General features: G+C 61.1%; 14 protein-coding genes. 6 read left to right on the forward strand and 8 right to left on the reverse strand.

The features are described 5' to 3' along the window. Positions 1-27: 27 nt before the first annotated feature. Both IP76_RS07660 and IP76_RS07665 read right to left on the reverse strand, forming a co-directional pair. Complete coding sequence (locus IP76_RS07660; RefSeq protein ID WP_054157625.1) at positions 28-261, reverse strand: hypothetical protein; 234 nt, start codon at positions 259-261, stop codon at positions 28-30. Between the two features lie 101 nt (positions 262-362). Then, a complete protein-coding gene (locus tag IP76_RS07665) occupies positions 363-1,817 on the reverse strand; it encodes a S8 family serine peptidase (protein ID WP_082352452.1) in 1,455 nt (484 codons plus the stop codon). Between the two features lie 208 nt (positions 1,818-2,025). Between IP76_RS07665 and IP76_RS07670 the strand changes: the two genes are divergently transcribed. From IP76_RS07670 to IP76_RS07685, 4 genes are all read left to right on the forward strand, one after another. Then, the gene (locus IP76_RS07670) at positions 2,026-3,207 is read left to right on the forward strand and encodes a helix-turn-helix transcriptional regulator (protein ID WP_054157626.1); all 1,182 of its coding nucleotides are present in this window, start codon (positions 2,026-2,028) and stop codon (positions 3,205-3,207) included. A gap of 110 nt (positions 3,208-3,317) precedes the next feature. Next, positions 3,318-5,261 (forward strand): di-heme-cytochrome C peroxidase, encoded by a 1,944-nt coding sequence (locus tag IP76_RS07675; RefSeq protein WP_054157627.1) that lies wholly within the window; start codon positions 3,318-3,320, stop codon positions 5,259-5,261. A 40-nt stretch (positions 5,262-5,301) separates the two neighbouring features. Next, positions 5,302-7,476 carry a S8/S53 family peptidase gene (locus tag IP76_RS07680; protein ID WP_054157628.1) on the forward strand — a complete coding sequence of 725 codons (2,175 nt, stop codon included), beginning with the start codon at positions 5,302-5,304 and terminating at the stop codon, positions 7,474-7,476. Between the two features lie 5 nt (positions 7,477-7,481). Continuing rightward, positions 7,482-8,699 carry a serine protease gene (locus IP76_RS07685; protein WP_082352454.1) on the forward strand — a complete coding sequence of 406 codons (1,218 nt, stop codon included), beginning with the start codon at positions 7,482-7,484 and terminating at the stop codon, positions 8,697-8,699. A 68-nt stretch (positions 8,700-8,767) separates the two neighbouring features. Here the strand turns inward: IP76_RS07685 and IP76_RS07690 are convergent, their stop codons facing one another. The 3 genes from IP76_RS07690 to IP76_RS07700 all read right to left on the reverse strand — a co-directional run bounded on the left by IP76_RS07690 (position 8,768) and on the right by IP76_RS07700 (position 10,582). Further along, a complete protein-coding gene (locus IP76_RS07690) occupies positions 8,768-9,337 on the reverse strand; it encodes a hypothetical protein (RefSeq protein WP_054157630.1) in 570 nt (189 codons plus the stop codon). A gap of 288 nt (positions 9,338-9,625) precedes the next feature. Continuing rightward, positions 9,626-10,027, reverse strand: a complete 402-nt coding sequence (locus tag IP76_RS07695; RefSeq protein WP_082352455.1) for a hypothetical protein — start codon at positions 10,025-10,027, stop codon at positions 9,626-9,628. Between the two features lie 138 nt (positions 10,028-10,165). Next, positions 10,166-10,582 (reverse strand): secondary thiamine-phosphate synthase enzyme YjbQ, encoded by a 417-nt coding sequence (locus IP76_RS07700; protein WP_054157631.1) that lies wholly within the window; start codon positions 10,580-10,582, stop codon positions 10,166-10,168. A 96-nt stretch (positions 10,583-10,678) separates the two neighbouring features. On the opposite strand from IP76_RS07700, the gene IP76_RS07705 reads away from it, so the two are divergent. Next, a complete protein-coding gene (locus IP76_RS07705; protein WP_054157632.1) occupies positions 10,679-11,140 on the forward strand; it encodes a heme-degrading domain-containing protein in 462 nt (153 codons plus the stop codon). On the opposite strand, the gene IP76_RS07710 is transcribed toward IP76_RS07705, so the two are convergent. After that, positions 11,141-11,518 carry a hypothetical protein gene (locus IP76_RS07710; RefSeq protein WP_054157633.1) on the reverse strand — a complete coding sequence of 126 codons (378 nt, stop codon included), beginning with the start codon at positions 11,516-11,518 and terminating at the stop codon, positions 11,141-11,143. Positions 11,519-11,578: 60 nt separating this feature from the next. After that, positions 11,579-12,481, reverse strand: a complete 903-nt coding sequence (locus tag IP76_RS07715; protein WP_054157634.1) for a LysR family transcriptional regulator ArgP — start codon at positions 12,479-12,481, stop codon at positions 11,579-11,581. Between the two features lie 86 nt (positions 12,482-12,567). Here IP76_RS07715 and IP76_RS07720 point away from each other — a divergent pair, with 86 nt between their 5' ends. Beyond that, on the forward strand, positions 12,568-13,167 hold the full coding sequence (locus IP76_RS07720) for a LysE/ArgO family amino acid transporter (protein ID WP_054157635.1): 600 nt from the start codon (positions 12,568-12,570) through the stop codon (positions 13,165-13,167). 6 nt (positions 13,168-13,173) lie between these two features. Here the strand turns inward: IP76_RS07720 and IP76_RS23600 are convergent, their stop codons facing one another. Continuing rightward, entirely contained in the window at positions 13,174-14,325 is a 1,152-nt protein-coding gene (locus IP76_RS23600; protein ID WP_054157636.1) for a DUF930 domain-containing protein, read from the reverse strand. Between the last annotated feature and the right edge of the window lie 68 nt (positions 14,326-14,393).

A 14,393-nucleotide genomic window follows, 5' to 3' on the forward strand; every position in this document is an offset into this window, starting at 1 on the left:
CGACAGGGCGCCCCAGCCCATGCTGCATCAATCCTGCGTGCGGACCCAACCTTCAGGCTCTATGCTGCGGACGCCAGAGACATGGGACGCGGCTCCGGCAGCGGCCGGCCCCCCCTCGACGACCAGCGTTCTGATGGCGTCGAGCCGCGAGGCAATTGAGAAGCCTTTCGCCGAAAGTTCGGCGCAGACTGCCTCGACACTGGCCGCCGGCTCGACAACGACGAGATAGCGTCGCGCTGCTGATAGGGGTTCGTCTGACATGGAAATCACTCCTTTCACGGCAAAAGCGTCGCCCCGAAGGACGACGCTTCCTGCCCGGGGGAAGAGGCATGCCGGACCGGAGAATCGGCATGCCGCGGGGCTTACATCTTGCGGCTACGCCCACCGGCGCTGGCCGCGACACCTTGGATCGGAAGGGGCGGCTTCGGCATGACGGGCCGCAGGATCGGCGGGATCTTGATCGGCGGGAATGGCCGCGGCAAGGGAATGGGCATCAGCTGCAACCGGCGATAAGGCGCCTGTGCAAGGCCGGCACCGACATGGTTGGACGGCTGATTCGGCAGCGCCAATGCCGTAGCCACCAGTCTCTGCCAGAGTGCAGCCCCCCGATAAGCGGGGTTGGATTGGGCATGGAGGGCCGCAATGCCCGCCACATGCGGCGTTGCCATGCTGGTGCCCGACTTGCTGCCATACTTGCCGTGAGACACCGGAACGGAGGAGAAGGTTCCGACGCCGGGCCCAACGATATCCACTTTCCCATGCGGCGGGAAGAAGGTGATGTTGGAGAAGCCGGCTTTCAGCAGGTTCTGATCGACAGCCCCGACCGCCATGATCGACGGGCAGTTCGCCGGGTGGCTGACCGGCAGGCTGCTATCGTTGCCGGCAGCCGCAATGATCAATGTGCCAGCCGCAAGGCCTGCCTGGGCAGCCGCCTCATAGGCCTGAGAGTAACCATCCACGGTGGTGCGGGCACCAAGCGACATGCTGACGACCTGGCAGTGATTGGCAATCGCCCAGTTGATGCCGCCAAGGATCCAGCCATCGGCACCGCTGCCGGCATTGCTCAGCACCTTGCCGGCGAAGATCTGCGCCTGATGCGCGACGCCGTAGCGCGGCTGATTGGCATCGCTCGGTTCCTTCGGCCCGCAGGCCGTGCCAATGCAATGCGTACCGTGGCTGTGAAAGTCCTGAACCGCTTCATTCGGCACGAATGACTGGCTGATGATGCCACGCCCGGCAAAATCGGGATGGCCAAGGTCCATGCCGGTATCGAGCACGGCAACCTTGATGCCGGCACCGGTCCAGCTCTGCCCAAGCGGAAAGCCAACGACCACACGGGTCTTCTGCAGACCCCAGGTGCTGCCATTGGCCAGCACGTCGATCTCTTCCTGGTTGGGATCCTCCGCCATGTCGCCATCGCCGAGATAGCTATTGGAGACCTGATTGACGGCATCCCGGAAGCCTCGCAGATAGTCGCCGAAATGCTCGTTCATCGCATAGACATAGCGCTCTGGCTCGATGGTCGGAGCATCTGCGTCATCGGCGGAAAATGCCTCGATCGAAGAGAGCCGTCCGACCTGATCATCATCCTTCGGCGTGACAACTGTAACACCGATCTCGTCGAAATAGATGCCGTCGCCTTCCGCAAGCGCTTCTGCCGTTACCGCCTGATCGGCGAAATCGCGCGAACTGGCGATCGAAAGACCCGCCGTCTTGTTGAGTGATTTGATCGTGTCCTTGCCCTGATGCGGGCGCCCGGTAACGAGAAGGCGTCCGGTGAATTCCGGGAGGCCTTCATTTGTGCCATTGATGCTCATGCTCTTTCTCCCTGTTCTCATCCGGGTTGGGGCGCTCGGAGGAGCCAAGCCCCCTGTTCCGGACATCCGCGACAGGACCCTCATGGCCTGACGGAGGGAAACCTAGACAGGCAGCAACAGCGCCACATCACCAGATATGGTGAGGGCTTCTCAATTTCTTCCGCGTTGGATAACCTGCTCGCCGGGGTGGCAGGACAGAGGTGGCGCGGTGACGCAGGCGATCGAACTGAACGATCTGATCCTCGCGATCTACGACACGACGGTCGACCCATCCGGCTGGCCAAAAGTTCTCGACCGGATCGCGCGCTATATTGGCGCCAGAGGGGCGTTTGTCTTCGAGCTGCAAGGATTGGGCAAAGAGCGGCGTATCCATGCGCCCTTCTTCAGCAGTGTCTATAATCAGGATCTGGTTGATGGATATCTCGCCGCACACAATGCGCAGGAACTGATTGATCAGGACGTCTTTGCCCGTCTCTCGCGTCCCACCGACCAGATCCAACTGATAACGGACGACGCCCTCGCCAATACGGAAGAAGAATTGCTTGCGAGGGCCAATGTCAGAACCATGCTCGAATACGGTATCCGCTACCGGGCGGGCGCACTTCTCAACAAGGATCAGGTCAACCAGGACCGGTTCGCCCTGCAGTTTTCGGCCAGCGCTGGTCCGCTGTCGAAGGCACATTTCGAGCGGGCTGCCCTCCTGATGCCGCACATCGCCAAGGCGCTCAACATCAGCCGTCCGACCAAGCAATTGGCAGACCAGTTCCGATCCGTGGCGGATTGCATCGATATGCTGGTGATCGGCGTGTGCATTCTCGATGCGACCGGAAGGATCGTGCATTCCAACCATGAATTCCGCCGCCAGCTCGAGAGCTACCCCGTGTTCCGCAAGGATCCGGCCGGTCGGCTGGTGATGAATGCGCCGGGCTCGAGCGGTGCACTTGCCGAGCTTCGCGGCGACCTCAGCAATCACGGTCGCTTCGGTGCCCGTCCGCGCAAGGAAGCGATCGTCTCCCTTGTCGATGACAAACCCCATACGCTCTGTGTCGAGGTCGCCCCGCTCACCAGCGCCAACGAGTTTGGCGAACCCAGCCTGAATGGTCACATCGTCTACAGCATGGATACCGGCAGTTTCTACGAGATCAACGGAGACCTGCTGGCCTCGATGTTCCAGCTCACCCAAGCCGAAGCCTCGGTGCTGGAAATGATGGCGGAAGGGCTCACCAATTTGCAGATCTCGGAACGGCGGGCGAAATCGGTGGAGACCGTCAATTCGCAGGTCAAGTCGATCCTCGTGAAGACAAGGTCCGCCAACCGCACCCAACTGATCCGGCTTGCAACCAATATCAGCTCCAGTTTCATTCTGGAACGTTCTCACCAGAACGGGTGATGCGCCGTTTGCAATTTTCGGTCTACGGATCGCTGGAATGCAATCAAGGACATTGCTGCCCCCTTGAAGCTTCACTAATGTAGGATCGTTGGCCCGCCGGGGAGGATTGCATGCGCATGATACGGCTGCCCTTTCATATCATCACCGCATCCGCTGCTCTCTGTCTCATGCTGACGACAGGCATGGTGCCCCGCGCCGTGGCGGAAGATGGACCTCCAGGCCATCTTCCGGCAGGTATCCTTGCGCTCGACCAGGGTTGGAGCGATCAGCAGAAGAGCTGGTGGTACACGACAAGCCAGGGTTCACGCCTTCTGCCGCTTGACTGGATGATGGCGCTGGAGACCTTGACCTCGACGGCCGAAGCGCCCGAACCCTTCATGTCCAAAGCCAATATGGAGCGACTGGGTTACCTGCCGAACCCGGTCTCGGTCGACAATCCGCTCGGCCTGCCAGTCGGCTTTGCGGTCGATCACGACAAGAGCCGCGCTGCCGACCTGATGTGCGACACCTTCCCGGCCACCTGCGATGCGATGACCATGCGCAAACCGTGGATCGGCATGAACTGTTCGGCTTGCCACACCAACGAGATCACCCATGAGGGCAAGCGCTTTCGCGTCGAGGGTGCAGCAACGCTGGCCGATTTCCAGGCTCTTGAGGAAACACTGCTCGCCGCCCTCAAGCTCACCATATCCGACCGGTCCCGCTTCGACCGTTTCGCCCGCGCCGTGTTGAAAAACGAGCTGACGGTTGAGAGCCGGGCAACGCTTGAGATGCAGCTTTTGGAACAGATCGCCTGGCAGCAGAAGCTGGAAGACAAGAACCGCGCCGCTGTGCGCTATGGTCGCGGGCGCCTGGATGCGCAGGGACACATTCTCAACAAGGTCGCGCTTATCACGTGGCAGCCGGATCAACTGAACGCAATCCACGCGGATGCTCCGTCGAGCTATCCGTTCATCTGGAACACGTCGCAACAGGGCAAGATCCAGTGGAATGGGATCGCCAACAACATCCTGAAAATCAATATCTTCGGGCGGGAGACGGATGTCGGCGCGCTCGTGCGCAACACATCCGAAGTGGTCGGCGTCTTCGCCCATATCGAGACGGATCGCGGCAAGGCATGGCGAGGCTACAATTCCAGTGTCCGGCTCGACAAGATGATCGCGCTCGAACGATTGCTCGCCGGGCTCAAATCTCCGCGCTGGCCGGAAGACATGCTGCCGCCGATCGACTGGGAAAAGGCGGCCCGCGGCCAGAAACATTTCGCCACCTTCGAATGTGCCTCCTGCCATGAACCGCTCGCCTGGGACGATCTTGCTTCCCCGGTCAAGGAGAAGATGGACCCCATCGGCGTCCAGAAGACGGATATCTTCCTCGCTTGCAACACCTTCCTGCATAAATCAAAGTCCGGCAATCAAGCGGGCCAGAAGACATTCGCCTTCACGGGCGAGCGGATCGGCGAGGTGGAATTCACCCGCAATCTCCTGGTCAACACTGTGGTCGGCGCCGTAGTCGGCAAACTTGATGAATTGGCCGGCGGCGCCTTCACCAACGTCTTCCCGACAGCGCCTGCCGGCGATGTCGGTGCCGAGGCAAGCGATGTCGACTATCTGCCGGGCGTAACAGACGAGATGAAGAAGGACCACGCGCGCCAGTGCCTGACCACCACGCATGAGCTTCTGGCCTATAAGGCGCGTCCTCTGAACGGCATCTGGGCAACAGCCCCTTACTTGCATAACGGCTCCGTACCGACGCTTTATGACCTGCTATTACCAGCCAAGGTGCAGAATGTGTCGAGCGCCACCGTGCCGCCGGCCGATCCCACAGGCCCGACCCGTCCGGAAGTGTTTTCCGTCGGCTCACGTGAGTTCGATCCAGTCCGTGTCGGCTTCGTTTCGACGGTCATTGCCGGACAAGACGCTTTCACCTTCCGCGTGCGCGACGAGGCCACCGGAGAACCAATTCCGGGCAACTACAATTCCGGCCATGACTACGGCACCGGCCGGCTGAGCGACGAAGAGCGGATGGAACTTGTGGAATATCTGAAGACACTCTGACGGCGAGCCACGACCTCGCCGGACCGAACGGGAGGACAGCATGACATATCGCATCGACCTCATGTCGGCCGCAGCCGTCATGGCCATCGTCGCGCTATCTCCAAGCGTCGAGGCGGCGGATCGGGCGGCGGATGTTTTCGTCGAATTCTCCGGTGGTGCCGTCGACCGCGACATGGCCGCAGTCGTTGAGGCCTTCGCAGGTGACAGCAAGATCCTGCCGACCCGGACCTACATGCCGGACCAGACGACCGGTCTCTGCACAATCTTGAACGGACAGCTCAATCTCACGCCAGAATTGTGCACCGAAGACATGATTGCCGCCATCCGCAACCTGAATGCGAAGAACGGTCTGGCGATCAATCCTGCTGCCATCAACCCGAAGCTCGGCGTCATATTGCCGGATGTGAAAACCAGCGTCACCACGATCGACCGCGTCTACAATCTCGGCCAGCAGCAAGAGGCGGATCGCCTTCAGCAATTGGAGAACAATCCAGGCTGGCGCAACACGATCGAGAAGAAGACGACCGACATCCTGTCCAGCCAGAACAAAACTGACCAGAGCCTGCCGCAACTCGACCAGCTGACCTTCAAGCGGATCGCCTGGCAGTTTGAGATCGCCAATCCCGATAACCTGGCGGAAGCGGAGTATCTCTCCAATGAGCTCGGCGGCCGCAATCTGTCGATCGATGTCGAGCGCAGCGGCGGTTTCAAAAAGGCCGCTCATTCGCTGACAAATATCGGTGCTCACGCGCACTTCAAGCGCTGGTGTATCGATCAGGACGCTTCCGCAGCCGAAGGCGATTTTGCCGACATGGCGGGCTTTCTCTACGAGACCAAGAATGCCGTCACCTGCGAAAGTGAAAACCTCGTCCGTCCCGAGATCGTCATCATGGATCAGGCGATTACCCGCCACCCTGATCTCGCCGGCGCCTTTGCGGCATCCGCATCGCCCTTACCGCCGCAGACGGATCGCCGTTGCGTGGCCAAACCCTTCAACCGCAGTGTCGACCATGGCACGCTTCTTTCCACCATCGTCGCGGCCAATGCCAATGGCTACGGTTTTCGCGGCATCGAGCCCAACGCCATGATCACCTCCTTTGTCTGGGATCGGAAAGCCGTCACCAATGTCGACCTCAAGCGTTTCATCGGGCAGGTCAGGGCACCGACCGAACCCCAGGTCTTTCTGTTCGCCAGCGAGTTTGCCCCGTATTCCCCCCATCCCGGGCCGAATGCGAGCGAGTTCGAAATCAAGAATGCCAAACAGATCTGGCGCATGAACGAGAGCAATTGGACGGATAGCCTGGCCAATGACGGCGTGCGGCTGAAAGGCGGGCTGGTGCAGGAAATCCTGCAAAGCCCGATGCTGCTTGTAGCCTCCGCCGGCCAGGCGGGCGACGGGGACGAGGGCCGGGAAATCACCTGGGAGACACCGATGGCGCCGCAAAATCTCGGCGACCATGACAATCTCCTCGTCGTCGGCGCCTGCACCGATTGCGACCGGCCGACCGCGGAACTCTGGGAGCGCTCCAATCGCAGCAATGAAGCGCGCCGTTTCGTCGCCGTCATGGCGCCCGGGGGTGGCGACATGCCGACCTACCTTTCCGACCTGCATGTCGGAGAAACGATCGGCGGCACCTCTGCGGCGGCAGCCTTTACGGCAGGCCTCGCAGCGAGAATGTCGAGCTGCTATCCCGGCAGCTACAGCGCACAGCCGGGACGGCTGAAGCAACGGATCGTGCTGGCCTCCCGCCCTATCGCCGACCCCGTCGCGATCGGCCATGTCGCCGGCGGCGTGGCCGATCCGCAAGTGTCGATGCTTGATCCTCGCCGCACATGGCTGAAGCTGAAGGATGTGCCCGTACGCCCGGTCGAATTCGTCAAATGGTGCAGCGAAAGGCTGAAACTCGCCGACGACGAGAACGGCAGCCGCGATTCCCTCAATCTCCTGTCAACGCGCCGCCTGACCAATGCCGACGATATCGGCATTGTCCAGCAGAGCGTGGTGCAAAGCACAAACAGCCAGAACATCATCAGACACGCGGTCAAGCGCGAGCCACCCGGCAAAGCCGAATCCCCAGATGCGGTTCTCGCCAGCGTGCGCTATGACGCGGACGCTTCGGAATGCGCCGTCTCGATCAACCGGATGACTGACATTTTTCTCGCCGAAGATGTCAGGCTCGCCGGTGATTGTGCCGATATTCCGCTTTGCGAGTGACCCTCATGAGGAAGACAGCTATCGCGTCGGTAATCCTCGCGCTCACTCTAACCCCCGTTGCGGCACAGGAAGAGGCGCTGGTGACCGAATTCGGCATCGCCTTCAAGCCGCGCGATGCAACGCTCACCAAGACGCGGCAGCGTGTCGAAATCGACGGCACCGTGCCGGGGGACGCGCCCCGCTACTATCGGCTGCGGATCAGGGTCACCAATCCGGATCATGAGGAATGGGCCATCGCGGTGCGCTCACCCGTCGGTCAGATCCTGACCGCATTCGACCAGAGCCAGACAAATTGCGAAAGCGAGGCCGGCTGCTGGACCCGCAGACTAACCTCAAGGCTGCCGGTCGTGCAGTTCTCCACCGCCTCCGGAGCTGTCCGGGCCGAAGTGATCGACGGGCTCTACATGCCCTCCCAGTCCGCCAAGACTTTCTACTCGCCAATGCAGGGCAGCCGCGATGAACTCGTGACAGCCCTTGGTTTCAGTAGCCGTGAAGAAAAAGCCGCGATGCAGTCCTTGTCCGACAATCTTGGCATGTTCATCGGTTCCGGCCCAAGAGCCGACGGCACGCATGCCAACTGGTGTTGCAGCGGTGTCCGGCTGACAGCGGATCTGTTCATGACCAACTGGCATTGTGGTGCCGCCCCGCGCATGGTCGACGAAGCCTACTGGCAATCCGAGAGGTGCCATCAGGCGATTGTCGACTTGTCCTGGGATGGCGACGATGAGGGTCGGGAATATGCTTGCCGTGCTGTCGAGTTCGCCGACAAGGATTTGGACGTCGCCATCCTGAGGCTATCGCCACTGGCCGACGGACCGAGCTTGGTCCGTTCGCTCACATCCCCGCGTTTGACAACAAGGGCCGTGACAGCCGGCGAGAAGGTACTGGTCCTGCACCATCCCGCCTGCGCTCCGAAATCTGTGACCCGTGAATGCTCAGTGTTGAAACCCGGCATTGGCACATGGACGGCGCCCCGCAATCAGGGCACGCTGGACCCCAATCAGGCGACAGAGTTCACCCACAACTGCACCACGGAAAACGGCAGCTCGGGTGGCCCGGTCTTTTCCGCAGAGGCTGAGCTTGTCGGCCTGCATCATCTGGGCGTCAGCCCGATGCGCCTGGAACCGGGAAACTTTGCCGTTGGTATGGATGCGATCCTCTCGGCCATCAAAACCGAAAAAGCGGACCTGTACCAGGAGATCGGCGCACCTGCTGACCCGTGACGGACCGGATGTGCAAAGACCAGGAAGGGGGACGCGCCGAGGTCCATCAGCACCCATAGCCATCCCACCTAATGTTTGAGCGATGCGAAGTGCTGATAGAGGCCTTGGGTCGCCTGGCTTAGTGTTTCAAATGACCCCACGATATTGTTGAACGTCTCGATCTGCCCCGCCTCCGTCGGCATTTCCGGATCCTCCTGGAGGTCCGCCTCAGACCAGCCTCCCATCGTCAGATGTCTGATCGTGCCGTTGTCGGCGGTATTGTAGGCGAAATCGAATCCTTCGAGCAGAACAGCTTCCACCGCACGTGCGGACGCCCAATCGACATTCAGATAGACAATCCCGATCCCGCCGGCCGGCTTGGCAATCGGATTGCTGTACATCAGATGGATCGCCCCCTTTTGGCAGTGCTCCTGCATTCTCACCCGAAAGTTGCGAGAGGTGTATCCAAGATAGACGGGAATGAACTTGTTGAGGTCATTGGTCGTCGACATCCAGATGCTATAGACACCGCCCTGATTGTCCGGCAGGGCCTTGAGGCCCTGGACCACCTCATGCATGCTCCCACCGAAAACCTGATTGACACCTCCTGCCTGCATCAGGCTGAAATAGATCGAAGAGCCATTTTCTTCTGCAATCACGACGAAAAGTCCTTTCTGAAAAACCCGGAGCTTGGAGTGTTGCGGATGTAAACGCGACGGGAACCGGACAATTCCGGCACCGCCCCTCGACAGCTAGCAACGCGTCTTCGGCTGGTCTGTATCAGGTGATACGGAGTTCCAAGTTTTGAGAAAGCCGCAGCGTCGGGACAGGTCCTGCCCATAGGAAGCCTACGGTACATCACAGAAAAGCGGCCGCCGTTTCCGGCGACCGCTAGGCCTTTGCAAACTCTGTTCGACGTCGCGCAACTCGGCGCGCCGTAGTGACAATCAGTAGCGGATGACAGGGCAACCGCGGACATTGGCGAACACCATCCGGTCGCGATCACCATGACGGATGCCGGCGATGACGACGCGGCGGGGCGTTACGTCGGCCACGAAGGCGCGGCGCATGCCGTTCCAGCGAGCCTTTTCCATGGCGTGATGCGGACGGCACTCGCCACGACGGTCAGGACGTCCCCAACCGTGTCGGCGGTCATCACGACGGTCGTCGTGCCAGCCACCACCGCGGTAGCCGTCCCGGTAACCGTCGCGAATCTCGATACCGTAGCCGGGGCCGCCGATGGTCACACCCCAGCCGATGCTATCGGCCGATGCAGTGGAAGCGACGCCGCCAAAGGCCATGATGGATACCAGTGCTGCGAGGCCGAATTTGCGCAAGATGCCAGTCATTGTTGTCTCTCCTCGGATCGAGGCCGATCGGCCTCCGTTGATGTCCCGCACGTCTCGGCGATTGAGGAGAGATTAGTTCCGAGCGCCTGAACGCAGTCCGAATCCAGTATTCAGCCGGCATTCATGATGATGGCAGCGTCAGAAATGGAGGAGGATTTCGCGCCGATGCGGGTGATCACGGTGCTCGAACAGGTAAAGCCCTTGCCATGTGCCGAGAAGCAGGCGCCCGCCCTGATGGGGGATGCTGAGGGACACCGGCAACAGAGCCGCCTTGATATGCGCCGGCATGTCATCAGGCCCCTCGTCCCGATGACGGATATAGTCCATCGTGGGATCGCTGCTCGGCGGCACGAGACGCCGGAAAAAGGCTTGCAGATCCTGCCGCACAGATGGATCGGCATTCTCCTGAATCAGCAGGGAGCAAGATGTATGCCGAACAAAAACCGTCATCACCCCCTCGCCCGAGCCATGCGCGCTCAACAAGTCCTGCGCCTCATCGGTAAACTCATAGAGGCCAGGTCCCCGCGTTTGGATGATGATCCGTTCAATGGTCATGATGCTGACTTTCGAAGATTGGGAGAAACGATTCTGCACCCTAGGCGGGTCTCGGCTGCGGCTGTAGTCTTGTACTGAGCGAGGAAAGGAATTGCCATGTCACTGATCGAAACCATCGAAAAGCAGGAGGAGCGTCTGGTCTTCGATCGCTTCGACGAACAGACAGCCTTCGAGATCGGCTGCGCCCTGGTTGAACGCGCCCGCATAGACACGGCACCCGTTGTCATCGACATCCGGACCGCCGACCGCACCCTCTTCCACGTGGCACTTTCCGGTGCCTCGCCCGATAACGACCACTGGGCCCGCCGCAAGAGCAATGTCACGCTGCGCTATCACAAGGCTTCGCTCCGGGTTGGCGAAACCAACCGGGTCAAGGGCCGAAGCCTCTCTGCGGAACATGGGATCGATCCCCTCGAATACGCTGATCACGGTGGAAGCTTCCCTGTCAGGGTTGCAGGCACAGGCGTGATCGCCGCGATCACCGTCTCCGGGCTGAAATCCGAGGAGGACCATGCCATGATCGTCGAGACGCTCGAAATCTATCTCGGCAAGGTTTGATCAGGGCAATGACGCTGTAAACAGGCTGAGGCGGCTGAACCGCTCTTCACCGCGCTCCAGGACGACGACGGCCGCGAGCGAATAGGCGCTGTCGTTTCCGGCGGGTGCGTCGACTGTTCGATGGTTCCGCCCCTTCAGCGTGCATTCAATGCCCACGCGAAAACCGGCCTCGTCGGTCATGACGACAAAATCCTCCAGTGACATGTCGTGCCGTAGCACATAGGCCGACAGCGTATCGCGCAATGAGGCACTGCCGACCACGCGAATTCCGTCCGGCAGATCGAGGATAGCCTCATCGTCGAAGCCCGCCATCAAGCCCTCGAAATTGCGCGCGTTGAGCGCATGCAAAACGGCAAGCGCCTGATCGTTCACCGACATCGTGTTCCACCTCTGCTTTGAAGACTAGATAGGCTTTAGCCGGAAGCGGGCAAGATGGCTTCAGCTCAGCGGATGAAGCACCGATCTTGCGGCCACTATGACTGATCGCGTCACGGGTTGCAGCAGGCGTTCAACCGAACGGCTGACATGCCAGTACAGCGGCACATCAAACGGCTTATCCGCCATCAACGGGACAAGGCGTCCGTCAGTGATTGCAGCCTTCGCCAGCACCTCCGAGTTCATCCCCCAGCCAAGCCCCGCAACCGCCGCCTCAACGAAGGCAGTGCTCGACGGCAGCCAATGCGACGGGCCGGACACGGGCGCGCCCACCGCCATCTCAGCCCACTGACGCTGCAGCCGGTCCTTGGCATTGAAGGTCAACACCGGCGCCATGGCGAGCGTTGTAGCCGAGACCCCATCGTGACCGAACCAGCGCGCTTTGAAGGCCGGACTTGCGGTCGCCAGATAGCGCAGGGCTCCGAGCGGACGGCAGTCACAGCCTTGCACGGGATCTGGCGAACTGCTGATCGCTGCCCGCACCTCGCCCCGCTTCAGCCAGTCCGCGCTGTGGTCCTGGTCATCCAGCACCAGGTCGAAGAGCATCTCCGGAATGGCGGCCATGGCCGGGATGAACCAAGTCGCCAGGCTATCGGCATTAACGGCGAGCCGAAGCGTTGGCCAGGCGGACGTTCCTGAGGCCGGCGGCTCGATCAGACCAAGATCCCGGCGCACCTCCTGCTCCAGCAGGCGCATTTCCTCCGCATGTCGGAACATCCGTTGGCCAGCTTCCGTAGCCCGGCAGGGCTGCGCCCGAATGACAAGCGGCGCCCCCACCTGCTCTTCCAGCGCCCGCATTCGCTGGGAGACAGCAGACTGTGTCAGCCCGAGCTCCTGTGCTGCCCGTTCAAAACTGCCATTGCGCAGGACGGCCGACAATGCTGCGAGATGAGAGGGCTCAAACATTAGAATCTCTAATTCAGAATGATCACAATTAATTTTCCTAATCATCGCTGTCCGGCTAGTCAAACTCCGTCAATCAGGAGGTTTCCATGCATGCAGCCCTGACGTCGGGTTTTCTTCTCGGCTTGAGCCTGATCGTCGCCATCGGTGCGCAAAATGCCTTCATCTTGCGGCAAGGCCTTCGCCGGGAGCATGTCTTTCCCCTCGTGCTGACCTGCGCGCTGTCGGACGCCATACTGATCGCGCTTGGGGTTGCGGGCTTTGCCACCGTGCTTACGTCGATCATCTGGCTGGAACCCGTGATGCGGTATGGTGGCGCTGCTTTTCTCTTTGCCTATTCGCTGAGAAGCCTCTGGTCGGCCTGGAAAGGCGGCAACGCCTTGTCTCCGGATAGCACCGCGCGCCCTTCACGCACGGCAGCCCTCACCACTTGCCTCGCGCTAACCTGGCTCAATCCGCATGTCTATCTCGACACAGTCGTCTTGCTCGGCTCGATCTCGACACGACATGCGGGACACGAAACAGCCTTTGCCCTGGGCGCCATGACCGCCTCTTTCCTGTTCTTCTTCAGTCTCGGCTATGGTGCGCGCCTGCTTGCCCCGCTCTTTGCCCGGCCGATCGCCTGGCGCTTGCTGGACCTGGTGATCGGGATCGTCATGGCCACAATCGGCTTCAGCCTGATCCGCTGAACAAGCCTAACGAGCGGGAAAACCGCGTGCCTGCCATTCCGCGCGCGGGACGGGTGCGCCAATGGAGAGCGAAAAATCGATGACCCGTGTGGCATCGGCATCCACCTCGCATCGGACCGCGATGTTGAACCACTGACCATTGGTATCTCGAAAACCCGTAAGCGGCACATCGGCGACTGTACCCTCGCCGATCCGTAGGCGCGGCAGGAAATAGGGTTCATAAGCGGGGCGGCCATGACGGAGCTGCTGACTGAGTTCGGCGCCACACAGCTCGTCGCCACGTTCCTGGCGAGACATCATGCCCATCGCGGTCATCGCCATCGCATCGTCGGAGATAGCCGTCGAAAACAGCCGTCGGACCGCGCGCGGCTTTAGCGAGGCTTGCTTCACCTCTTCCGCAGACACGGAGATCGGTTCGCCACGCGGAGAGAGGGTCTCGACCGGTGCATCCTGGGCACCATTGCCTGCGGCCTCTGCCTCCGGCAGCGCAAGTTCGGGCACGGCATTGCCCGGCTCATCGTCGGCCTCAGCCTCTTCAGCGGACGCATCCGGCTCGGCCGTCTCGTCGGTCGCGGCCACGTCCCCATCCGGATCACCGTCCACTGCACCCTCACGGGATAGATCGCTACCGCGATCCTCCTCACCGAACTGTACGACTGGCCGCAACACGGGAATGGGCGCGGCAGCGCCTGCTGGAAGATCCGGTTCTGCCTCAGCGGGCGCCTCTGGCTCTTCGGCGGCCGGCTCTTCGGCAGGCGGCTCATCAACGGGCTGCTCCGCAGCTGGCGGCACCGGCTCGGCTTGAGGCTCTTCAACCGGCGGAGGTTCGGGGGCGGTTTGGGGCGCAGGTGGCGGTTCTGCCTGTGCTTGCTCCTGCGGTTCCGCTTCCGGCTCGGGCGCTGACTCAGGCGGCGGTACAAGCTCGACCGATACGCTTTCGACAGGCTCCGATTGCGGCGGCGGCGGCGTTAGAAACACAAGCAATGGCGCCAGAAGCAGCAGATGAAGCAGGATGGACGCAACAAGGATCACGCCCCCTCGCGACTTACCTGCCAAGGCCGCCAAAGGCGTCTCGCGTCTCGTCTTCAGTTCTGCCGCACCATTCTGCATGCAGCGCATGTAGGCCGGAATACGGGCAGGATCGAGGGCTTCCTCCAATCTTCCAGTAAAAAACGCTCGATTGCAGCCCTCGCGCAACGAATGCAACCGGAAGGGCTACGCAACGT

It is taken from the genome of Rhizobium sp. AAP43 (assembly GCF_001296045.1).
Taxonomy (GTDB): Bacteria; Pseudomonadota; Alphaproteobacteria; order Rhizobiales; family Rhizobiaceae; genus Allorhizobium.